The organism is Crenalkalicoccus roseus, from assembly GCF_004761865.1.
Taxonomy (GTDB): Bacteria; Pseudomonadota; Alphaproteobacteria; order Acetobacterales; family Acetobacteraceae; genus Crenalkalicoccus; species Crenalkalicoccus roseus.
Genome location: NZ_SJDM01000002.1, coordinates 23,992 through 45,523, shown reverse-complemented (window position 1 = coordinate 45,523; position 21,532 = coordinate 23,992). Strand labels below are relative to the sequence as shown.

General features: G+C 75.0%; 22 protein-coding genes and 1 tRNA gene. 12 read left to right on the top strand and 11 right to left on the bottom strand.

What is annotated here, in order from left to right; translation table 11 throughout:
* Positions 1 to 3 precede the first annotated feature (3 nt).
* Together rnhA and ET526_RS02320 are read right to left on the bottom strand one after the other, a co-directional pair.
* Positions 4 to 474, bottom strand: a complete 471-nt coding sequence (gene rnhA, locus ET526_RS02325; protein ID WP_135466060.1) for a ribonuclease HI — start codon at positions 472 to 474, stop codon at positions 4 to 6.
* Positions 464 to 1,444, bottom strand: coding sequence for a homoserine kinase (locus tag ET526_RS02320; protein WP_135466059.1), 981 nt, complete (start codon positions 1,442 to 1,444; stop codon positions 464 to 466). Before ET526_RS02320 ends, rnhA begins: the two co-directional genes overlap by 11 nt.
* A gap of 169 nt (positions 1,445 to 1,613) precedes the next feature.
* Here ET526_RS02320 and tsaA point away from each other — a divergent pair, with 169 nt between their 5' ends.
* Both tsaA and ET526_RS02310 read left to right on the top strand, forming a co-directional pair.
* Complete coding sequence (tsaA, locus tag ET526_RS02315) at positions 1,614 to 2,090, top strand: tRNA (N6-threonylcarbamoyladenosine(37)-N6)-methyltransferase TrmO (RefSeq protein ID WP_135466058.1); 477 nt, start codon at positions 1,614 to 1,616, stop codon at positions 2,088 to 2,090.
* A 102-nt stretch (positions 2,091 to 2,192) separates the two neighbouring features.
* The gene (locus ET526_RS02310) at positions 2,193 to 2,480 is read left to right on the top strand and encodes a hypothetical protein (protein WP_135466057.1); all 288 of its coding nucleotides are present in this window, start codon (positions 2,193 to 2,195) and stop codon (positions 2,478 to 2,480) included.
* Between the two features lie 8 nt (positions 2,481 to 2,488).
* On the opposite strand, the gene ET526_RS02305 is transcribed toward ET526_RS02310, so the two are convergent.
* The 7 genes from ET526_RS02305 to ET526_RS02275 form a co-directional block, all read right to left on the bottom strand.
* On the bottom strand, positions 2,489 to 3,163 hold the full coding sequence (locus tag ET526_RS02305) for an RraA family protein (RefSeq protein ID WP_135466056.1): 675 nt from the start codon (positions 3,161 to 3,163) through the stop codon (positions 2,489 to 2,491).
* 169 nt (positions 3,164 to 3,332) lie between these two features.
* Complete coding sequence (infC, locus tag ET526_RS02300) at positions 3,333 to 3,845, bottom strand: translation initiation factor IF-3 (RefSeq protein ID WP_135466055.1); 513 nt, start codon at positions 3,843 to 3,845, stop codon at positions 3,333 to 3,335.
* Between the two features lie 81 nt (positions 3,846 to 3,926).
* Positions 3,927 to 5,867, bottom strand: a complete 1,941-nt coding sequence (gene thrS / locus ET526_RS02295) for a threonine--tRNA ligase (protein ID WP_135466054.1) — start codon at positions 5,865 to 5,867, stop codon at positions 3,927 to 3,929.
* A 321-nt stretch (positions 5,868 to 6,188) separates the two neighbouring features.
* Positions 6,189 to 7,016, bottom strand: a complete 828-nt coding sequence (locus tag ET526_RS02290; protein ID WP_456305105.1) for an alpha/beta hydrolase — start codon at positions 7,014 to 7,016, stop codon at positions 6,189 to 6,191.
* On the bottom strand, positions 7,013 to 8,182 hold the full coding sequence (locus ET526_RS02285) for a fumarylacetoacetate hydrolase family protein (protein WP_135466052.1): 1,170 nt from the start codon (positions 8,180 to 8,182) through the stop codon (positions 7,013 to 7,015). The genes ET526_RS02290 and ET526_RS02285 overlap by 4 nt, the downstream gene beginning before the upstream one ends.
* Before the next feature lie 848 nt (positions 8,183 to 9,030).
* Positions 9,031 to 9,909, bottom strand: coding sequence for a 3-hydroxyisobutyrate dehydrogenase (gene mmsB, locus ET526_RS02280; protein WP_135466051.1), 879 nt, complete (start codon positions 9,907 to 9,909; stop codon positions 9,031 to 9,033).
* 114 nt (positions 9,910 to 10,023) lie between these two features.
* Positions 10,024 to 11,628, bottom strand: a complete 1,605-nt coding sequence (locus ET526_RS02275; protein ID WP_135466050.1) for an alkaline phosphatase D family protein — start codon at positions 11,626 to 11,628, stop codon at positions 10,024 to 10,026.
* Between the two features lie 137 nt (positions 11,629 to 11,765).
* Here ET526_RS02275 and ET526_RS02270 point away from each other — a divergent pair, with 137 nt between their 5' ends.
* The 10 genes from ET526_RS02270 to ET526_RS02225 all read left to right on the top strand — a co-directional run bounded on the left by ET526_RS02270 (position 11,766) and on the right by ET526_RS02225 (position 20,909).
* Positions 11,766 to 13,016, top strand: coding sequence for a flavin-dependent oxidoreductase (locus ET526_RS02270; protein WP_135466049.1), 1,251 nt, complete (start codon positions 11,766 to 11,768; stop codon positions 13,014 to 13,016).
* A gap of 65 nt (positions 13,017 to 13,081) precedes the next feature.
* Positions 13,082 to 13,582: a hypothetical protein gene (locus tag ET526_RS02265; RefSeq protein WP_135466048.1), complete on the top strand. Its 501-nt coding sequence runs from the start codon at positions 13,082 to 13,084 to the stop codon at positions 13,580 to 13,582.
* A 73-nt stretch (positions 13,583 to 13,655) separates the two neighbouring features.
* Positions 13,656 to 13,922 carry a hypothetical protein gene (locus tag ET526_RS02260; protein ID WP_135466047.1) on the top strand — a complete coding sequence of 89 codons (267 nt, stop codon included), beginning with the start codon at positions 13,656 to 13,658 and terminating at the stop codon, positions 13,920 to 13,922.
* Positions 13,923 to 14,081: 159 nt separating this feature from the next.
* Entirely contained in the window at positions 14,082 to 14,759 is a 678-nt protein-coding gene (locus tag ET526_RS02255; RefSeq protein WP_135466046.1) for a winged helix-turn-helix domain-containing protein, read from the top strand.
* Positions 14,752 to 16,176 (top strand): sensor histidine kinase, encoded by a 1,425-nt coding sequence (locus tag ET526_RS02250; protein ID WP_135466045.1) that lies wholly within the window; start codon positions 14,752 to 14,754, stop codon positions 16,174 to 16,176. The genes ET526_RS02255 and ET526_RS02250 overlap by 8 nt, the downstream gene beginning before the upstream one ends.
* A 307-nt stretch (positions 16,177 to 16,483) precedes the next feature.
* Entirely contained in the window at positions 16,484 to 17,056 is a 573-nt protein-coding gene (locus ET526_RS02245; RefSeq protein WP_135466044.1) for a carboxymuconolactone decarboxylase family protein, read from the top strand.
* Positions 17,057 to 17,061: 5 nt separating this feature from the next.
* Positions 17,062 to 18,144, top strand: a complete 1,083-nt coding sequence (locus ET526_RS02240) for an acyl-CoA dehydrogenase family protein (RefSeq protein ID WP_135466043.1) — start codon at positions 17,062 to 17,064, stop codon at positions 18,142 to 18,144.
* Positions 18,141 to 18,905, top strand: a complete 765-nt coding sequence (locus ET526_RS02235) for an ABC transporter ATP-binding protein (protein ID WP_135466042.1) — start codon at positions 18,141 to 18,143, stop codon at positions 18,903 to 18,905. Before ET526_RS02240 ends, ET526_RS02235 begins: the two co-directional genes overlap by 4 nt.
* Positions 18,906 to 18,918: 13 nt before the next feature.
* Positions 18,919 to 20,094 carry an ABC transporter substrate-binding protein gene (locus ET526_RS02230; protein WP_135466041.1) on the top strand — a complete coding sequence of 392 codons (1,176 nt, stop codon included), beginning with the start codon at positions 18,919 to 18,921 and terminating at the stop codon, positions 20,092 to 20,094.
* On the top strand, positions 20,091 to 20,909 hold the full coding sequence (locus tag ET526_RS02225; RefSeq protein ID WP_135466040.1) for an ABC transporter permease: 819 nt from the start codon (positions 20,091 to 20,093) through the stop codon (positions 20,907 to 20,909). Before ET526_RS02230 ends, ET526_RS02225 begins: the two co-directional genes overlap by 4 nt.
* A gap of 81 nt (positions 20,910 to 20,990) precedes the next feature.
* On the opposite strand, the gene ET526_RS02220 is transcribed toward ET526_RS02225, so the two are convergent.
* Positions 20,991 to 21,281, bottom strand: a complete 291-nt coding sequence (locus ET526_RS02220) for a hypothetical protein (protein WP_135466039.1) — start codon at positions 21,279 to 21,281, stop codon at positions 20,991 to 20,993.
* Between the two features lie 144 nt (positions 21,282 to 21,425).
* Positions 21,426 to 21,502, bottom strand: a tRNA-Arg gene (locus ET526_RS02215).
* Between the last annotated feature and the right edge of the window lie 30 nt (positions 21,503 to 21,532).

Sequence of the window (21,532 nt, the reverse complement as noted above, 5' to 3'; positions counted from 1 at the left end):
GGTTCAGAGGGCGGGCGGCGCCCCGGCCAGCAGCCGCCGCCGCGCCTCGGTCGCCAGCCGGTCCACCCGCTCGTTCATCGGGTCCCCGGCATGGCCGCGCACCCAGACCCAGCGTACCTCGTGGGGCTCGGCGGCGGCCAGCAGGCGCTGCCACAGCGCCATGTTCGCCACCGGCTCCCGGGCGCTGTTGCGCCAGTCGTTGCGCACCCAGCCCTTCACCCAGCGGGTGATGCCGTTCTTCACGTATTCGCTGTCCGTGTGCAGGGTGACGCGGCAGGGGCGCTTCAGGGCCTCCAGCGCGCGGATCGCGGCGGTCAGCTCCATGCGGTTGTTGGTGGTCTCCGCCTCGGCACCGGAGAGCTCCTTCTCCGCCGCGCCGAAGCGCAGGATGGCGGCCCAGCCGCCGGGGCCGGGATTGGGCCGGCAGCCGCCGTCGGTCCAGATCTCGACCTGCGGCATCTCCTCAGAGGCCAAGGGAGCGCGGCCCTTCCGCGGCGGCGAAGAAGCGCAGCTTGCGCAGATATTCCAGCGGGTCCTTGCGAGTCACCAGCGCGCCCGGCGGCGTCGCCGTCCAGTCGTAGAGGCGGGTCAGCAGGAAGCGCATCGCCGCGCCGCGGCAGAGCACCGGCAGCGCCTCCTCCTCGGCCGCCGTCAGCCTCCGCACCGCGCGGTAGCCGGCGAGCAGGGAGCGCGCCCTGGTCACGTTGAAGGAGCCGTCCGCCTCGAAGCACCAGGCGTTCAGGCAGACGGCGATGTCGTAGGCGAGGAGGTCGGTGCAGGCGAAGTAGAAGTCGATGACGCCGGAGACGTAGGGCCGGCGGTCCGCCGCTTCCAGGAAGAAGACGTTGTCGGGAAAGAGGTCGGCGTGGATGTGCCCCTCCGGCAACCGCCCCGGCGCCGGCCAGCGCGCCAGGATCTCCTCGAGCGCCTGGTCGAGCTGGCGGACCAGCCCCGGCTGCACGGAATCGCCGCTCGGGCGGCAGCGCTCCAGCAGCGGCGGCCAGCCGGCGGGGCCGAGCGCGTTGGCGCGGCGCGGCGTGAAGCCCTCCCCGGCGGCGTGCAGCCGCGCCAGCACCTCGCCGAGCGGCGCGCAATGCTCCGGCCGCACGCGGCGCGGCCAGACGCCGGGCAGGAAGGTGCAAATCGCCGCCGGGCGCCCCGCCAGGCGGCGCAGCGCCGCGCCGTCGCGCCCGTGCACCGGCAGCGGGCAGGGCAGGCCGCGCGCCGCCAGGTGCTCCATCAGGCCGAGGAACCAGGGCAGCTCCTCGGGGTCCACCCGCTTCTCGTAGAGCGTCAGGATGAAGTCGCCCGCCGTGGTGCGCAGCGCATAATTCGAGTTCTCTACCCCCTCGGCGATGCCGCGATAGGCGAGCAGGTCGCCGAGCGCGTAATCGGCCAGGAAGGCGCGCAGCGCCTCGTCGGTGACCTCGGTATAGACGGCCATGGGCGGGCTTCTAGCGCCTGATCCGCAGGGGTGGAATCGCCGGCGGCGGATCAGCCGCCCGGCGGGGAGCGGCGGGGTGATCCACCAGGGTTGGACCGCGCTGTAGCAGGCCGTTGCCGCGCTGTCGCGCCGCATTTGACAGCGCCCGCGCCGGCCGGGACGATGCGGCATGCGCCCGGCCCCGCCCATGCTCCTGCGGCCGATCGGCCGACTCGAGACGCCCTGGGCGACACCGGCCGACTGCCCGCGCAACGGCCGCCAGCCGCGGCCGGCGCCGGTCTGCCGCGCGGTGGTGGAGCCGGAATTCCGGCCCGGCCTGCTCGGGCTGGATGGGTTCTCGCACCTCATCCTGCTCTACTGGCTGGAGGCGCCGCCGGGGCCGCCGCGCCTGGTCCTCACCCCGCCCTTCGATGCCGCGCCGCGCGGCGTCTTCGCCACCCGCGCGCCGCTCCGCCCGAACCCGATCGGCCTCTCCGTCGTGGCCTTCGATGGGTTCGAGGCGCCGGGCGTGCTCCGGATCCGCTATCTCGACTGCGCCGACGGCACGCCGCTGCTCGACATCAAGCCCTACCTGCCGAGCACGGACGCCGAACCGGAGGCGCGCATGGGCTGGCTCGAGCCGCACGCGACGCCACGGGAGGGCTGATACGGACCGCGGCCGCACCGCCGCCAGGCGAGGGCCGGCGGACGCGGTCGCCGGCATGAGGGGGCCGGAGGAACCCGGCGGGACGGTGCGCGCTTCTGCGGCATGCACAGCTTCGTCCGGTTCATCCTGCTGCACTTCGCCACGGGCTTCGGCATTGCCGCCCTGTTCGTCGGCGCGCTGCTGCTGGCCGATCCGGGCGGCATCGGCGGGCTGCTGCTGAGCGCCCGGGAGGGGGCCTGGCCGGCGCTGCTGCTCTGGCTGTTCACCGGCCTGACCTTCGGCGCCGTGCAGTTCGGCGCCGCGCTGATGCTGCTCGAGGAGACGCCGCCGCGGCGGCCGGCGCGCGGGCTTCAGCCCGTACCGGCGCGGGTGCCCGCCCGCCGGCGCTGAGCCGCCGCTCAGAGTCCGGCGCAACCCTTGGCGCGGAGCGCCTGCGCCACCCAGGCGCGGTCGTAGCGGCCCGCCTCGATGGCGGCCTGCGCCTCGATTTCCTTGGCGTTGTGCGCCTCGGCTGCCGCCACGACCTCCTCCGCCAGCTCCGCCGGCACCACCACCACGCCGTCCGTATCCGCTGCGACCAGGTCGCCAGGCATCACCACCTGGCCGCCGCAGGCGACCGGATAGCCGATCTCGCCCGGCCCCTCCTTGTACGGTCCCGAGGGCGTGACGCCCCGGGCCCAGACCCCGAGGTCCAGCACGGCGAGCTGCGCGGCGTCGCGGATGGCGCCATCCAGCACCATCGCCGCGATGCCGCGCCTGGCGGCGTGCCCCATCATCAGCTCCCCGGCCAGGGCGATGGAGAGATCGCCGCCGCCGTCGCAGACGATGACGTCGCCAGGCTGGGCGAGATCTATGGCATGGTGCAGCATCAGGTTGTCGCCGGGCCGCACGCGCACGGTGAAGGCCGGCCCGGCCACCGCGGCCCGGCCGCCGAAGGCGCGGAAGCCGCCGCGCATCGTCTGCATGCGGTGCATCACGTCGCCGATGTTGGCCGCCGGCAGCCTCGCCGCCCGCGCGCAGAGCGCGGAGTCCACGCGGCTGGTGACGGAGCGGATGCGGAAACCGATGCTCATGCGCGTCTCCTCCGGGTTTGTGCGCGGCGCATCATGGCGCCCGGGCGGAGAGTGTCGAGCCATGCCGGCGCGTTCCAGCCCCGGAGCGTGATCCACTCCCATGGATCACGCCTCCTCGCCCCTGCCGGGGCGACCGGTCCGCCGCTCCGGCGGGTCCGCCTCGGCGGATCTAGCGGGGCGCCAGCACCATGATCATCTGGCGGTTCTCCAGGCGGGGCATCTGCTCCACCTTGATCGTGTCGCCGAGATCGGCGCGGATCCGCTCCAGCACCTTCAGGCCGAGATCCTGGTGGGCCATCTCGCGGCCGCGGAACCGCAGGGTCACCTTGACCTTGTCGCCTTCGCCGATGAAGCCCTTCATCTGCTTCATCTTCACTTCGTAGTCGTGGTCGTCGATGTTCGGGCGAACCTTGATTTCCTTGATCTCGACCGTCTTCTGCTTCTTGCGGGCCTCGTTGGCCTTCTTCTGCTGCTCGTACTTGTACTTGCCGTAGTCCAGCACCTTGCAGACCGGCGGCACGGCATTGGGCGAGATCTCCACCAGGTCGAGCCCGGCGTCATAGGCGCGGATCAGCGCTTCCCGCGTGCTCAGCACGCCGATCATCTCGCCGTTCTGGTCGATCAGGCGCACCTGGGGAACTCGGATCTCCTCATTGACCCGCGGACCTTCGCGCGCGGGCAATTGGTTGGGGATGGGGCCTCGGGCTATGGGTCCTCTCCTGTCGCTGTGGGAACGAAGCAGCCTAACCTTATGGGGTCTGCGTCAGGCCGCCGCAACCCGGTCGGGCGGCGACCCCTCGACGGCGAGGCGGGACACCGCCTCGCCGAGCGGCAGCGCCTCCTGCTCCCGTCCCGGCAGGCGGCGCAGCACCAGCGCCCGCTCCTCGGCCTCGCGGCGGCCGACCACGGCCAGCACCGGCACCCGCGCCTCGATGTGGTCCACCACCTTGCGATTGATCTTCTCGTTGCGCAGGTCGAGTTCCACCCGGAGACCCGCCGCCTGCAGCGCCGCCGCCGCCTCGCGGGCGAAGGGCGCCACCTCGTCCACGATGGTCGCCACCACCACCTGCACCGGAGCGAGCCAGAGCGGGAACCGCCCGGCATGCTGCTCGATGAGGATGCCGAGGAAGCGCTCGAAGCTGCCGAGGATGGCGCGGTGCAGCATCACCGGGCGCCTGCGCGTGCCGTCCTCGGCGACATATTCGGCGCCGAGCCGTTCCGGCAGCACGAAATCCACCTGCAGCGTGCCGCATTGCCAGTCCCGCCCGATGGCGTCGCGCAGCACGAATTCCAGCTTCGGGCCGTAGAACGCCCCCTCCCCCGGGTTCAGGGTGTACTCGACGCCGGCGGTGCGGCAGGCCTCGCGCAGCGCCCCCTCCGCCTGGTCCCAGACGGCGTCGCTGCCGGCGCGGTTCGCCGGCCGGTCGCTGAACTTCACCCGGAATTCGGGGAAGCCGAGATCGCGGTAGATCGAGGAGAGCAGCTCCACGAAGCGCACCGTCTCGCCCGCGATCTGCTCCTCGGTGCAGAAGATGTGCGCATCGTCCTGGGTGAAGGCGCGCACCCGCATGATGCCGTGCAGCGCACCCGAGGGCTCGTAGCGGTGGCAGGCGCCGAACTCCGCCATGCGCAGGGGCAGCTCGCGGTAGGACCGCAGGCCCTGGTTGAAGATCTGCACGTGGCAGGGACAGTTCATCGGCTTGAGCGCCAGCACGCGGTCCCGCTCGTCCTCGTCCTCGACGCGGGCGAGGAACATGTGCTCGCGGAACTTCTCCCAATGCCCCGAGGCCTCCCACAGCCGTCGGTCGAGGAGCTGCGGCGTGCGCACCTCCTGGTAGCCGGCGGCATCGAGGCGGCGGCGCATGTAGTCCTCCACCGTGCGATAGAGCCGCCAGCCCTTCGGATGCCAGAAGACGCTGCCCACCGCCTCCTCCTGCAGGTGGAACAGCCCCATCTCGCGGCCGATCCTGCGATGGTCGCGCCGCTCCGCCTCCTCGAGCTGGTGGAGATAGGCGTCGAGCTCCTTCTGGTCGCGCCAGGCGGTGCCGTAGATGCGGCTCAGCATGGCGTTGCGGTGATCGCCTCGCCAGTAGGCGCCGGCCACCTTCATCAGCTTGAAGGCGGTGCCGACATCGCCGGTCGAGCGCATGTGCGGGCCGCGGCAGAGGTCGAGCCATTCCCCCTGGCGGTAGACCGAGATGGTCTCGTCGCGCGGCAGGTCCTGGATGATCTCGGCCTTGTAGCGCTCCCCACGCTCGCGGAAGAAGCGGATCGCCTCCTCGCGGTCCCATTCCTCGCGGGTGAAGGGGGCGTCGCGCGCCACGATCTCGCGCATCTTCGCCTCGATCGCCGGGAAGTCCTCGGGCGTGAAGGGCTCGTTGCGCGCGAAGTCGTAGTAGAAGCCGTTCTCGATCGGCGGGCCGATCGTCACCTGGGTGCCGGGGTAGAGGGCCTGCACCGCCTCGGCCAGAACATGCGCCGCGTCATGGCGGATCAGTTCCAGCGCCTCGGGGTCCTTGCGGGTGATGAAGCGCACCGAGGCGTCGTGCTCGATCCGGTGCGCGAGGTCGTGCAGCCGCCCGTCCACCTGCATGGCGAGTGCGGCGCGGGCAAGGCCGGGCCCGATCGCCTGCGCAATCTCGGTGCCCGTCACCGGCCCGTCGAAGCGGCGCACGGATCCGTCGGGCAGGGTGATCGCGGGCATGGGGGGTCTCTCGGCTCCTCGGGGTCGGGGGGCGCGGACCATGGGCGCCGTCCGACGGCGGCGTCAAGCGGGCGGCCGGGACGCGCCGGCCCATGGCCCCTTTCCGCGCCCCGCGAGGGCGGGTGTCGCAGCCCGAGCCGCCCGTGGGCGGGACTTCCCTCGGACCCGCCCCCCCACAGGCAGGCCGAGCGGAGCGCCCGGAGAGGCGCGCGTGAACGCGCCCTCGGCCGCGGCGGAGCTGCGGGAGGAAGGCGATGCCCTGCGACGCGCCCTCGCGGAGCGGCAGGAGCCCCACCGCCGCGGGCCATCCGGGAAAACGCATCACCCGCCGTCGAGCAGCGGCGCCACCACCCGCCGCAGCAGCGCCAGATCCTGCGGGCGCGACAGGCGGTGGTCGCCGTCCTTCACCAGCGTCACCTGCACGTCCGGCCCGGTGATCGCCTCGGCGATGCGGAGCGACAGCTCCCAGGGCACGTCCGGATCGCGCTGCCCGTGCAGCAGCCGCACCGGGACGGAAAGCGGCACCGGCGCGTGCAGCAGCAGGTGATGCCGCCCCTCCTCCAGCAGCGCGCGGGTGATGGGGTAGGGATCGCCATAGGCGCTGGGGCGGTGCCAGACGCCCTCGCGCGCCAGCGCGGCCCGCGCCTCCGGCGGCAGCGCTTCCGCCATGCGCGCAGTGAAGTCGGGCGCCGCAGCGATGCCGACCAGGCCGGCGACGCGCACCGGCCGGCGCAGCGCCAGCAGCAGCGCGATCCAGCCGCCCATGGAGGAGCCGACCAGCACCTGCGGCCCTGCCGTCAGCGCGTCCAGCACCAGCGCCGCCTCCTCGGCCCAGCGGCCGATGGTGCCCTCCGCGAAGCGTCCGCCGCTGGCGCCGTGGCCCGAATAGTCGAAGCGCAGGAAGGCCTGGCCGCGCACGGCGCAGAAGGCGGAGAGGTTCTCCGCCTTGGTGCCGGTCATGTCGCTGTTGAAACCGCCGAGGAACACCACCCCGGGCCCCCTTCCCCCGCGGCGCCGCCAGGCCAGCGTCACCCCGTCGCCACGGTCGAGCCGCCCCTGCTCCTCCCCACCGCCCGGGCGATCGGGCGCGACTTGCTGGCGCGGCCGATTCACGCCCTCGCCATCGCCCGGGCGATCGGGCGCGCTCACAGCCGAGGCATCCCGCGCCGCGCCAGGTTCTGCATCAGCGCGCCGACGCCGAAGCTCCAGGGCGGGCATTCGTCGGTGCGGTCCACCTCGTTCACCAGCGCGCCGAGGCGGGGCGAGGCGATGCGCACCACATCCCCCTCCCGGTGCGTGAAGCCGAGGCCGGGTCCGGCGCGGTCCTTCGCGGGAGAGAAGGGCGTGCCGAGGAACAGCACCGCCCCGTCCGGATACTGGTGGTGCGGCCCGATGAGCTGCCCGACCAGCTCCACCGGGTCGCGGCTGATCGCGCCGACCGCGCCGCGCTCCTCCAGCCGGAAGCCGTCGCGTCCCTCGATCGTCAGCGTGATCTCGGCGCGGCGCACATCCTCCAGCGTGAAGGAGGCGTCGAACAGGCGCAGCAGCGGGCCGAGCGCACAGGAGGCGTTGTTGTCCTTGGCCCGGCCGAGCAGCAGCGCGCTCCGACCCTCCACGTCGCGCAGGTTGACGTCGTTGCCGAGCATGGCGCCCAGGATCGCGCCGCGCGCGTTCACCGCCAGCACCGCCTCCGGCTCCGGGTTGCTCCACGCGCTCGCCGGGTGCACGCCCACCTTGGCGCCGGTGCCGACCGCGGCCATGGGCTGGCACTTGGTGAAGATCTCGGCATCCGGGCCGATCCCGACCTCGAGGTACTGGCTCCACCACCCCTTCGCCACCAGCGCCTCCTTCAGCCGCATCGCCTCCGGGCTGCCGGGCCGGATGGCGGAGAGGTCGTCGCCGATGATGGCGCGCACCTCCTCGCGCACCGCCTCGGCCCGCGCCGCGTCGCCGCGGCAGCGCTCCTCGATCACCCGCTCCAGCATGGAGCGCACATAGGTGACGCCGCAGGCCTTCACCGCCTGCAGGTCCACGGGCGCCAGCAGCCAGGGCTTCTGCGGATCGCGCGCGTGATGGGCGCTGTTGGCCAGGACGGCGCCGAGGTTGAGCGGCATCGGCACGCCGCGGCGGCGGATGGCGGCGAGGGGGTCCTCCGCGTTCAGCCAGGCGCTGACGGTGCCGAAGGCGGGGGTCATGTCGAAGGCCGCGCCTTCCAGCAGCGCGACCGCCGCCGGCCCTTCCGGCGTCATCACCCGCGCCGCGTAGGCCCCCTGCGGCCAGTCCTCCGGCAACGCGCTCGCATCCAGCCGCGGCATCCTGTCCTCCCTCGCCCCAGGCGCGGGAAGCCTAGCCTTGCCGCGCAAGGCTGCCAGCCCCCCGGCGGGCCGCTCCCCACCCTCCCTGGGGGCGCCCGCCGGGGAGCCGTTTCCGCCCGGCTGCCTCCGCGGAAACGCTCCCGCCCCCCTGGCCGCGGGGCAGAGCCACGCTCGCGGCTGTTTCCGGCCGCACGCGATCCGCTCCAGCGCCTGATCCCGGAGGCGCGCTCGCCGGAGCGGCGCCTCGCTCGCCCGGCGAGGGGCGGACGCGTGATCCGCCGAAGCGGATCACGCCGCAGCCCCGCGCGAGGACGGCCATTTCCCCGTGCCGCCTCCCCGGAGCCCGCGGCCGGAATGCCCGGTGCGTCCGGGAAGGGACGCGGCCGCCCGCAATGGGCGCCACGCGGGTCCGGGGCACCGCTCATGCACCGCTGCGCGGGCACAGGGCCGTTTCCGCGCGCCTGCGCGCGCCTTCACGGCTCCTTCGTCCTGCCTGCAGCAGAGCCGTGCCCTCCAGCGGATGCCGGCCTTCCGCGACCGACCTATGACCGGGCGGTCGGGGCGGAGGCCGGTCGCAGGTTGCTCGGCTCTGCGCCCACGTAATACGGGGCGTTGACGCTCCCGAGCGCCGTTGTGCGCGCCGCGTCCTCACCCGCACGGGCCGCCGGGCCCTGGCCGCTGCAGGCGGCCAGCGCGGCGAGTGCCCTATCTTGGGCATGCGGCCGCCCGCTGCACCGGTGCCGGAGCACAATGGCCGCGAATTCACATCACGTGCAGTCCGCGGCCATCCGCCGCCGGAACGGCGGCGCGCCCGGCCGCGCGCGGGGGACGGGCGCGCCTCTTCCGCCCTACTCCTTGCGCAGCATGCGGATGATGCCGGAGAAATCCGCCTCGCCCCCGCCCTGCTCGACGAAGCGGCGATAGAGTTCGAGCGCCTTCGCCCCGACCGGCGTCTCGACGCCGACGCTGCGCGCCGCCTCCTCGGCAAGGCCGAGGTCCTTCGCCATCAGCGCCGCGGCGAAGCCCGGCCGGTAGTCCCGGTTGGCTGGGCTGCCCGGCACCGGCCCGGGCACCGGGCAGTAGGTGGTGAGCGCCCAGGACTGGCCGGAGGATTTCGAGGCCACCTCGAACAGCGCCTGGTGCGACAGGCCGAGCTTCTCCGCCAGCACGAAGGCCTCGCAGGTCACCGCCATGGTGGCGGCGAGCATCATGTTGTTGCAGATCTTCGCCGCCTGCCCCGCGCCCGGCCCGCCGCAATGCACCACCGTGCGGCCCATTGCCCGCAGAATTGGCTCGGCGCGGGCGAAGGCCTCCCCGGGGCCGCCGACCATGAAGGTGAGCGTCCCCGCCTCCGCCCCCATCACGCCGCCGGAGACGGGCGCATCCAGCATCGCCCGCCCCGAGGCCGCCGCCACCTCGCGCGCCGTGGCGACGTCGATGGTCGAGCAGTCCACCAGCACCGCGTCGGGTGCGCTCGCCGCCGCCATGCCCCCCTCGCCGAGCCAGGCCTCGCGCACATGGCGCCCGGCGGGAAGCATGGTGATCACGAACTCGGCGCCGCGCGCCGCCTCCGCCGCGCTGCCCGCGCGCCGCGCCCCGGCCTCCACGGCGCGGTCGAGCGCCGCGGGCACGATGTCGAAGGCCGCGACCTCGTGCCCCGCCTTCAGCAGGTTGCGCGCCATCGGCCCGCCCATGTTGCCCAGGCCCACGAAGCCGATCCGTGCCATCGCCACCTCCCCTGCGGATGCCGGCGGCACCGTGCCAGACCGGTGCCGGGGCCGCGAACGCAGCCTGCGGCCTGTGCCGCGCGTCGCCCCGCCGCGTCAAGCGCCCGGTTGGGCTCAGGCCGGCGCCACCCCAGGGCAGCCGGCCTCCACCGCGAAGCGGGCGCGCTCCTCGGCCGGGGCGCCGGGGCGGGTGACCCAGGGCAGGGCGCGGAAGCTCGCCTCCAGGCGCCCAGGCGTCGCCTCGTGCAGGGTGTAGCCGCGGCGGGCGTTGAGGAAGGCGATGTGCGGGTTGCGCGCCAGCAGCGCCGGCGTGTCGGGGCGCTGCTCCGCCCCGTCGCCCTCGCTGGTGACGGAGGTGGCGACGAACTCGCTCGCCACCACCGGGCTCCGCTCCGCCTCCGGATCGAGGCGAAGCGAGGCGGCCATCGCCACGTGCACGTCGCCCGAGAGCACCACGGCGTTCGCCACGTTGCGCTCGACGATCCCCCGCAGCAGCCGCGCCCGCGCCGCCGGGTAGCCGTCCCACTTGTCCATGGCGAGGGCGCCGTTGGCGAATTCCCGCCGCATCATCGGCACCTGCTGCGCCAGCACCTGCCAGGTGGCGGGGGAGGAGGCGAGGCCGTCGAGCAGCCAGCGCTCCTGCGCTGGCCCGAGCATCTGCGCCTCCGGCCGCGCCACCTCCGCGCAGGGCGGGCGGGCGCCGTCGCCGCAGGGCTGGTCGTCGCGGAAGGAGCGGGTGTCGAGCACGTGCACCGTCAGCAGCCGCCCGTAATGCAGGCGGCGGAAGGCCCGGATCTCCGGCCCGCGCGGCAGGACGGCGCGGCGCAGCGGCATGTGCTCGTACCAGGCCTGCAGCGCCGCCTGCTTGCGCAGCGCGAACACCTCGGGCGGCACGGCGACGGGGAAGCGGGCGCTGCCATCCTCCTCGCTGATGTCGCCGGCCCAGTTGTTGTCCACCTCGTGGTCGTCGAAGCTGGCGAGGAAGGGATGCGCCGCGTGCGCGGCGGCGAGGTCGGGGTCGAGGCGGTACTGGGCGTAGCGCTGGCGGTAATTCTCCAGCGTGTACACCTCCTCCCCCTCGTGGCTGCGCACCAGCGGGCCCCAGCCGGGCTGGCCGGGGACACGGCCGCGGTATTCGTAGATGTAGTCCCCGTAGTGGAAGACGAAATCGAGCTCCTCCTCGGCCAGGTGACGCCAGGCGGTGAAGTGGCCGTGCTCGTAGTGCTGGCAGCCGGCGGCGGCGAAGCGCAGCCGCCCCGGCATCGCCTCCGGCGCCGGGGCGGTGCGGGTACGCCCGACCGGGCTCGCCTCCCGGCCGGCGCGGAAGCGGTACCAGTAGGGGCGGCCGGGAGAGAGCCCCTCCACCTCCACATGCACGGCGAAGCCGAGCTCGGGGCGGGCGATCGCCGTGCCATGGGCGGCGATGCGGGCGAAGCGCGCATCCTCCGCCACCTCCCAGCCGATCTCGACCGCGGCGTGCGGCATGCCGCCCATGGGGGAGAGCGGCTCCGGCGCCAAGCGGGTCCAGATCACCACTCCGTCGGGCAGCGGCTCGCCGCTCGCGACCCCCAGGGTGAAGGGGTAGCGGCGGAAGACGGGCTGCGCCGCCGCGCGCCGCGCCGGCGCCGGCTGCAGCGCCGCCAGCGCGGCGAGGCCGAACCCGCCGCGCAGCAGGCCGCGGCGGTGCAGGTCCAGGATGTGGCGGCGCGTGCTGTCCATGGCTTCCCTCCGGCACCGGCCGCAGTGTAGCGCCGGCGCGTGACAGGGGCGTGACGTTCCGCCCTCCGCACCCCGTTTTCCCGCGGCGTCGGGCGGTCCATTCTCCCCCCTCCCGGTGCGGAAGGAGGAACGGAGGGATGCGGGCGATCGTCATCGGCGGCGGCATCGGCGGGCTGACCACCGCGCTCGCCCTGCACGCCGCCGGGATCGGGGCGGAGGTGTTCGAGGCGGCGGCCGAGGTCCGTCCGCTCGGGGTCGGCATCAACCTGCAGCCGCACGCGGTGCGCGAGCTGACCGAGCTCGGCCTCGGCGAGGCGCTGGCGGCGGCCGGGGTGGCGACGCGAGAGTTCGTCTACGCCAACCGCTTCGGCCAGGAGATCTGGGCCGAGCCGCGCGGCCTCGCCGCCGGCTATCGCTGGCCGCAATACTCCATCCACCGCGGCCGGCTGCAGATGCTGCTGTGGCGGGCGGCGGCGGAGCGTCTGGGCGCGGCGCGGCTGCACACGGGGCGGCGCCTGCTCGGCATCGAGCAGGACGGCGCCGGGGTGACCGCCCGCTTCGCCGATGGCGGCACGGCGCGCGGCGACCTGCTGGTGGCCGCGGACGGCATCCATTCCGCGGTGCGGGCGCAGTTCTTCCCCGGCGAGGGGCCGCCGAAATGGAACGGCTGCATCCTCTGGCGCGCCGTCAGCCTCGCCTCCCCCTTCCGCACCGGGGCGAGCATGGTGCAGGCCGGGCACCGCGACCGCAAATTCGTCTGCTACCCGATCGGCCAGGCGGCGGACGGCCGGGCCGAGATCAACTGGATCGCCGAGCAGCGCTTCCCCGCCGACCATGTCTGGGCGCGGGAGGACTGGAACCGCCGCGCCGACCCGGCCGCCTTCCTGCCGCTCTTCGCCGACTGGGAGTTCGGCTGGCTTTCCGTGCCGGCGCTGATCCGCGCGGCCGAGGCAGTGTACGAGTTCCCCATGGTGGACCGCGACCCGCTGCCCTGGTGGACGCAGGGGCGGGCGACGCTGCTCGGCGACGCGGCGCACCCGATGTACCCGATCGGCTCCAACGGCGCCTCGCAGGCGATCCTCGACGCACGCTTCCTGGCGCTGCAGCTCGCCACCCAGCCCGGCATCGAGGCCGGCCTCGCCGCCTACGAGGCGGCGCGGCGCCCCGCCACGGCGGCGGTGGTGGAGGCGAACCGCGGCGACGGGCCGGACCGGGTGATGGACATCGTCCACGCCCGCGCCCCCGAGGGCTTCGCCCGCCTCGAGGATGTGGTCAGCCGCGAGGAGCTGGAGGCGACGGTGACAGCCTACAAGCGCATCGCCGGCATGGACCCGGCGACGCTGAACGCCCGTCCGAGCTGGTCGGTGCCCGCCCGCCCTGCGGGCTGAGCCGCCCCGCAGCCCGCGCCGCCCCCGCGCGTTGCAGTGCGCAGCACCACGGCCAGGAGGCGGCGATGATCAACGGCAGCGGCAACGGCCACCCGCCCGACGAGGAGCCCCGGGACGCGGTGGCGGAGGCGCTCGACGACGCCGACGACGAGAGCCTGCTCGCCCTCGGCGTCGCGGTGCTGAGCGAGCTCAAGGATCGCGGCCTCCTGCGGGTGGCGCTGCGCAACCGCAGCGACGCGGTGAGCGTGTTCGGCGCCGAATCCATCGAGAGCGACGGCGAGGCGATCGAGGTGGTGGCGGAAGGCTTCCACGCCGAGACGCCGGACCGCTACGAGCTCTGGGTGCGGGAGGCCGACGCGCTGCACGAGCGGCTGACCGCCCCCGAGCTCTCCGAGGCGGAGGCGGAGGCGGCGCTCGGCGGCGCCTCCGACGAGGCGCTGCTGATCGAGCTCGACCGCGCGCAGGACACGCCGCCGCGACCCTCTCCGGGGGAGCGGGACATCGGCGGCCGCATCGCCATCGAGCTGCTGCGCCGCGGCGTGATCGAGCCCCGGGACGGCCCCTGAGCGGCGGGGCAACCGCCGTCGCGGGACGGGCGTTGGCCCGGCTCCGCCCATGCCGGCAGAGAAGGATGCAGCGATGGCCACCGACCACCGTCCGACCGATGCCATGCCACGAGGCGAGCGGGACCGGCCGCCCCAGGAGGACACCCGCGCCAGCCAGCGCGGCCAGCGGCGCACGGGGCCCGAGCCGGGCGAGGATCCCGCCGCCGGCTCGGTCGAGAGCCCGGTGGCGCCGGGCGAGGCGCAGGCGGGGGACCTGAACGAGGCGGCGAGCCAGCTCGGCGGGCCGGTGGACGTCTTCCCCGTGCCCGGCCGCGCCCGCAGGGAGGGAAGGCGGGACTGATACGGCCGCCGTCGGGCGCATCGGCGCGCGGGGCTGCCGGGGTCCCGGCCGGCCGCGCCCGGGCCCGGGGCGGTGGTGGGCGCGCCACCGGCACGGACCCCCGCCCGCACGCGTTCAGCCCTTCCGCGATCTGCCCTATCCTCGCGGGCGGAGGCCGCCGTGAGGATCCTGCTCGTCGAGGACGACGCCGAGACCGCCCGCTACGTGATCCGCGGGCTGCGCGAGGCCGGGCATGTCGTGGACCACGCTGCGGACGGCACGCAGGGCCTCTTCCTCGCCACCACGGGCGGCCATGACGTGCTGGTGGTGGACCGGATGGTGCCCGGCCTCGACGGGCTGTCGCTGGTGCGCGCCCTCCGCGCGGCCAGGGTCGCCGCCCCGGTCCTGTTCCTGACCGCGCGCGCCGGCGTCGGCGACCGGGTGGAGGGGCTGGAGGCGGGCGGGGACGACTATCTGGTCAAGCCCTTCGCCTTCGCCGAGCTGCTGGCGCGCATCAACGCCCTTGCCCGCCGCCCGCCGCCGCGCGAGGAGGTCACGGTGCTCCGCGCCGGCGACCTGGAGATGGACCTGATCCGCCGCACCGTCACCCGCGCCGGACGTCGGATCGAGCTGCAGCCGCGCGAGTTCCGGCTGCTCGAATACCTGCTGCGCCATGCCGGCCAGGTGGTGACCCGCACCATGCTGCTGGAAGGGGTGTGGGACTTCCACTTCGACCCGAAGACCAGCGTGGTGGAGACCCACATCAGCCGCCTGCGCGCCAAGGTGGACAAGGGGTTCGACCGGGAGCTGATCCACACCGTGCGCGGCGCCGGCTATGCGATCCGCGCCGATGGCTGAGGCGCCCGGCGCCGACCGGGGCTGGGCCTTCCTGCGCACCACCGCCTTCCGCGTCACCCTGCTGCACCTGGCGCTGACCCTGCTCGGCACGCTCCTCCTCTCCGGCCTCGCCTGGTGGGCGACGGCGGGCTTCGCGGCGCGGCAGGTGCAGCAGCAGATCGAGCGCGACATGGGCGTGCTGCTGCAGGCCGCAGCGCTTTCCGGCGTGCGGGGCGTGGCGCTCTCTATCGAGGCGCGCATCGCCTCCGATCGCTCGGGCCTCGAATACTACCTGCTCGCCGCCCCCGACGGGCGGCGCATCGCCGGCAACCTGGCCGAGGCGCCGCGCCAGCGCGGCTGGCACACCCTCGTGCTGCGCCACCCGGAGGGTGGCACCGCGCCGCTGCTCGCCCTCGGCGCGCCGCTCGGCGGCGGGACGATGCTGGTGGTGGCGCGCGACCTCTCGCCGGTCAGGGCGCTGGAGGAGCGGCTGCTCGGCGCCGCCGGCTGGGTCGGCGGCGGGGCGCTGCTGAGCGGGCTGCTCGGCGGGCTGCTGATGGGCCGCGGGGTGGCGCGCCGCGCCGCGGCGATGGCGGAGGCGCTGGCGGCGGTGCAGGCCGGCGACCTCTCCCGCCGCCTGCCGCTGCGCCGGGGAGGCGACGAGTTCGACAGCCTGGCGGAGCGCATCAACGCCACGCTCGACCGGCTGCAGGTGCTGGTGGCGGCGCTGCGCCAGGTGACGGACGACATCGCCCACGACCTGCGCACGCCGCTGACCCGCCTGCGCCAGCGCCTGGAGGCGGCCGGCCGCGCCGCGACGCGGGAGGAATGGGCGGCGGAGGCGGAAGCCGCGATCGCCGAATGCGACGCCCTGCTCGAGGTGTTCGCCGCGCTCCTGCGCATCGCGCAGATCGAATCCGGCGCGCAGCGCGCCGGATTCGCGCGCCTCGACCTCTCGGCGGCGGCGGAGGCGGTGGCCGAGGCCTACGCCCCGGCGGCGGAGGAGCGCGGCCAGCGCTTCGAGGCCCGCATCGCGCCCGGCATCGAGGCCTTCGGCGACCGCGCGCTGCTGACGCAGATGATCGCCAACCTGGTGGAGAACGCGGTGCGCCACGGCCGCGCCGGCGGAAGGGTGGCGCTTGCCCTCTCCCCCGCGGCAGGGGGCGGGGCGGTGCTGGAGGTGGCCGATGACGGGCCGGGCATTCCGGAGAGCGAGCGCGAGCGCGTGTTCCGCCGCTTCCACCGCCTCGACGCGGCGCGCTCCACGCCGGGCAGCGGCCTTGGCCTGGCGCTGGTGCGGGCGGTGGCAGAGCTGCACGGGCTCTCCGTCACGCTGTCGGACGCGGCGCCCGGCCTGCGGGTGACGGTGGCGTTCCCGGCGTCACCCGCCGGGACACCGGCGCCGCGGCGCCTGGGCGGAGAGAAGGTCCCGGCCTAGAGCGGACCGCTCCGGATCAGGCCGCCGGGACCGGCCGCAGCCCGAAGCCGCCGCGCATGGGCGGCCGGCCCCGCGCTCGCCCCGAGCCCCCCTCCTCGGCGATGGCCCGCACCGCAGCCGCTCTCCCCCCGGCCGCAGGCGCCCCTGCCGCTGCCGCGATCTCCCGATGCGGAGGTCCGTGGAAGTCTTTACGCCAAAACCTGCTCATACGAAGAAAATTTCTCTTATTTTCCAGGATTTTCTTGCCATACATAGAAATACTTTCTAAGTCCCCGCCCGCTGCGCCTGCCAGAGCTGGAGACTGCCCATGCCCCGCCTGCCCCTTCGCACTCCCGGCGACGCCCCCACGGAAGCGCAGGAGCGGCTGACCGCCGCCGAGAAGGCGAACGGCTTCCTGCCCAACCTGCTGCGCCTGCTCGCCAATGCGCCCGCCGCGCTCGAGGCCTATCAGACCCTCTCCGGCATCAATGCCCGCACGGGCCTCTCCCTCGCCGAGCGCGAGGTGGTGCAGATCACCGCCGCCGCGACCCATGGCTGCGGCTTCTGCGTCGCCGGCCATACCGCGATCGCCACGAAGAAGGCGGGTCTCGATGCCGGCACGGTGGAGGCCCTGCGCGGCCTTGCCCCGCCCGCCGATCCGCGCCTGGCCGCGCTTGCCGCCTTCACCGCCGCGGTGATCCGCAGCCGCGGCCAGGTGGAGGAGGCCGAGCTCGCCGCCTTCCGCGCCGCCGGCTTCACCGATGCCAACGCGCTCGAGGTGGTGCTCGGCGTCAGCCTGGCCACGCTCTGCAACTTCGCCAACAATCTCGGACAGCCGCCGCTCAACCCGGAGCTCGAGGCCTTCCGCTGGGACGGCCCGCGGCGCCTGGCGGCGGAGTAGGCGCCATGCCGGTCCTTGCCGATGCCGGGCTGCGCCGTTGGCTGGAGGAGGCGGCCCCGAGCCTGGACGACGGCTCCGCCGACCCGGCGGCGCCGCTTCTCCGCCTCGCGGAGGCGGGGCTGTTCGCCCTCGGCGTGCCGCGGGAGGAGGGCGGCGCCGGCGGGACGGTGGGCGAGGCGGTGGAGGCCATCGCCGCCGTCTCCGAACACTCCATGGCCGCGGGCTTCCTGTTCTGGAGCCAGCGCACCTTCATCGAGTACCTGCTGCAGAGCCCCAACGCGGCGCTGCGCCGGCGCCTCCTGCCCGACCTGCTCGCCGGGCGGGTGGCGGGCGCCACCGGCCTGTCCAACGCCATGAAGTTCCTCTCGGGCCTCGAGGAACTCCAGGTGGCGGCGCGGGCGGAGGGCGCGGAACTTCGCCTGAGCGGCCGGCTGCCCTGGGTGACCAACCTGCAGCCCGCCGGCTTCCATGTCGCCGCCGCGGTGGCGCTGCCGGGAAGCCAGCCCTTCGTCGCCGCCCTGCCGCACGACCTGCCGGGCCTCGCGCGCTCCGCCGATCTCGACCTCATCGGCATGCGCGCCACCGCCACGGCGGCGATCGCGCTGCAGGAGGCCCCGATCGGGCCGGAGCATCTGCTGCACGACCAGGCGGCGCGCTGGCTGCCGCAGGTCCGCCCCGCCTTCCTCGGCCTGCAGTGCGGCATGTCCATCGGCCTCGCCCGACGCGCCCTGGCCGAGGCCGCCGGCCAGGGCGGCCCGGCGCGGGAGGTGCTGCGCGCCCCGCTCGAGGTGCTCGGCGAGCGGCTCGCGGAACAGGAGCGCGCGCTGCGCGAGGGGCTGCGCGCCGGCGCCTTCCACGCCCGGGCCGCCGGCCTCTTCCGCATCCGCATCGCCCTGGCCGGGATCGTGGCCGAGGCCATGCAGCTCGAATTGCAGGCCTCCGGCGGCCGTGCCTACCTCTCCCCGCAGGGCCGGGGCTTCGCCCGCCGCTGGCGCGAGGCGGCCTTCGTGCCGGTGATCACCCCCAGCCTGACGCAGCTCAAGGCCTCGCTCGCTGCCGAGGCGTTGCGGACGGGCCGCGCCGCATGACCGAGGCGCTGCGTGCCGAGGCGGTGGCGCTGCGCTACCCGGGCGCGGCGCAGCCGGTGCTCGCCGGCCTCGACCTCGCGCTGCACCGGGGCGAGGTGGTGGCGGTGCTGGGGCCGAGCGGCATCGGCAAGTCGAGCCTCCTGCGCGTGCTGGCGGGGCTGGAGGCGCCGAGCGAAGGCCGGGTGCTGGTCGGCGGCGTCCCGCTCGCCGCGGCGCATCCGCGCGTGGCCATCGCCTTCCAGGATCCCTGCCTGCTGCCCTGGCTGTCGCTGGAGCAGAACGTCGCCTTCGGCCTCGACTTCCGCAGCCAGAAGCGGCTTTTGCGCGCGGAGCGCGAGGCCCGCGTGGCGGCGGCGATCGCCGCGGTCGGCCTCTCCCCGGCGCGCCGCCGCCGCCCGGCGGAGCTGTCGGGCGGCATGGCGCAGCGCACGGCGCTCGCCCGCTGCCTCGCGCGCGATCCGGAGGTGCTGCTGCTCGACGAGCCCTTCGGCGCGCTCGACGAGGTGACGCGGGCGGAGATGCAGCGCCTGCTGCTCAGGGTGGTGGCGGCGTCGCGTGCCGCGACGCTGCTCGTCACCCATGACATCGACGAGGCGCTGCTGCTCGCCGACCGCGTGCTGCTGCTGGGCGGAAGCCCCGCCCGCGCGGCCGGGGAATGGACCGTGGACCTGCCCCGCCCGCGCGAGGATCTCGTCGCCGAGCTCGGCGCGCTGCGCATCGAGATCCTGCGGACGCTGCGCGCCGCCATGCGCCGCCACTGAACGGACCGCCCCCATGTGCCTCGACTGCTTCTCCCGCCGCGCCCTGCTCGGGCTTTCCGCCACGCTGGCGGGGGCGGCCGCGCTGCCCGCCGCGCGCCCGGCCCGCGCCTCGGAGGCGCCCCTGCGCATCGGCTACCTGCCGATCACCGACGCCGCGCCGCTGCTCGTCGCCCATGCCCGCGGCCTGTTCGAGGCCGAGGGGATCCGCGCCGAGAAGCCGACCCTGCTGCGGAGCTGGGCGCAGGTGATCGAGGCCTTCGTGGCGGGCCAGGTGGACGTGGTGCATCTGCTCTCGCCGATGGCGGTCTGGGCCCGCTTCGGCAGCCGCGTGCCGCTGAAGGTGGTGGCGTGGAACCATGTCGGCGGCTCCGCCCTCGCCGTGGCGCCGGGGATCGAGCGCGTCGCCGATCTCGGCGGCCGGACGGTGGCGGTGCCCTTCTGGTATTCGATCCACAACGTCGTGCTGCAGGCGCTGCTCGCCGAGGCGGGCCTGAAGCCCGTCATCCGCCGCCGCGGCGCGCCGGCGGCGGACGAGGTGAGCCTCGTCGTCATGCCGCCCTCCGACATGCCGCCCGCGCTCGCGGCGCGGCAGATCGCCGGCTACATCGTGGCCGAGCCCTTCGTCGCGGCCGCCGAGGCGCTCGGCGTCGGCCGCGTGCTGCGCTTCACCGGCGATGTGTGGCGCAACCACGCCTGCTGCGTGGTGACGATGCACGAGCGCGACCTCGCGGCGCGGCCCGACTGGGCGCGCGGCGTGGTCGCCGCCATCGTCAGGGCGCAGCTCTGGCTGCGGGAGAACCGCGCCGAGGCGGCGCGCCTGCTCTCGCGCGAGGATCCGAACCGCTACACGCCGCACGCCCCGGCGGTGCTCGCCCGCGTGCTGGCGCCGCCGGATTCCGACCGCGCCGCCTATCTCGCCTCCGGCGCGCTGCGGCATGCCGAATGGCGCGATGCGCGCATCGATTTCCAGCCCTACCCCTTCCCGAGCTACACGGAGGAGCTGGTGCGCCGCCTGAAGGACACGCTGGTGGAGGGCGAGCGGGGCTTCCTCGACGCGCTCGACCCCGCCGCCGCCGCGGCCGAGCTGGTGGAGGAGGGGCCGGTTCGCCAGGCCCTCGCCAGGGTCGGCGGCCTTCCGGCCTTCGGCCTGCCGGAAGGCTTCACCCGCGCCGAGGCGATCGCGCCATGAGCGCGAGCGTCCTGGCGCCGCCGGCCGCGGCCGGGGCGCGCTGGCCGCGGCCCACGCCAGGGCTGCGCGCAGCGGCCCGCCGCCTCGCCGCCGGTGCCGGCGGCCTTGCCGCACTCCTCCTCCTCTGGTGGGCGGGCATCGCGCTGTTCACGGCGCCGGAGGGGCTCGGCCGCGCCTTCGGCCCCGTGGAGAGCCTGGCAAGCCTCGCCAGGATGCTCGCGGAAGGAGAGGTGCTGACCCATGCCGGTGTCAGCCTGCGCCGCGTGCTGGTCGGGCTCGGCGTCGCGCTGGCGGTGGGCGTGCCGCTCGGCCTCGCCGTCGGCGCCTGGCGTGGCCTGGAGGCGGCGACCACGCCGGCCTTCCAGTTCCTGCGCATGATCTCGCCGCTGTCCTGGATGCCCATCGCGGTGATGGTGCTCGGCGTCGGCGACGCGCCGGTGCATGTCCTGCTCGCCTTCGCCGCCGTCTGGCCGATCATGCTGAACACGGCGGCGGGCGTGCGCGCGCTCGACGCCCGCTGGATGCAGCTCGCGAGGAGCCTCTCCGCCACCTGGTGGGAGACGCTGCGGCGGGTGGTGCTGCCTGGCGTGCTCGGCCATGTGCTCACCGGGGTGCGGCTGGCCATCGGCATCCTCTGGATCGTGCTGGTGCCGTGCGAGATGCTCGGCGTCTCGGCCGGGCTCGGCTATGCCATCCTCGATGCGCGGGACCGGCTCGCCTATTCGGAGCTGATGGCGCTGGTGCTGCTGATCGGCGCGCTCGGCTTCGCGCTCGATGCGGCGGCGCGCGCCCTCTACCGGCTGCGGGGGGGCTGACCGCGCGCCGACGCCGTCATCCCGCGATCGGCCGCGGGGTGCGCCCTGCATCGGCGGCCCTTCCGCGGCCAAGGCCCGCAGTCACCGCGTCGGGGGGATGCCCGGCTGGCTCGGAGGCGTGGGCTGCGGCAGCGGAGCGGGCGCTCCGGGCGGCCCCTCGAGGATCGCCCCGCCTCCCCGATGGGCGCGGTTCGCCTCGGGCGTGAAGGGGCCACGGTCGACCGGCGCCCCCGGCGGGGAGGACGCGCCCTCGGCGCCTGGCCGCGCGGGAGGCACCTCCTCCCGCGCCGTCTGGGCGAGTGCGGCGGCGCCGAGAAGGCCCGCCACCGCGGCCGACAGGAGGATGCCGCGCATCCGCAGTCCCGCTGCCATGGGACAGGTGCTCCCGCTTGTGCGGGAGGGGAACGTTTGTCCCGCGGGCGGGTTGCCTCCCGGCCGGGACGGCCGGCGCTCCCCCAGACCCGCGGGGGAGGGGGCGAGGCCGGTGCGGGGATGGCCCTCCGTCGCGGAGGAAAATGGCGCGCCCGGCAGGATTCGAACCTGCGACCACACGCTTAGAAGGCGCGTGCTCTATCCAGCTGAGCTACGGGCGCCCGGACCGCGCCGTCCCGGGCGTGGCGGCG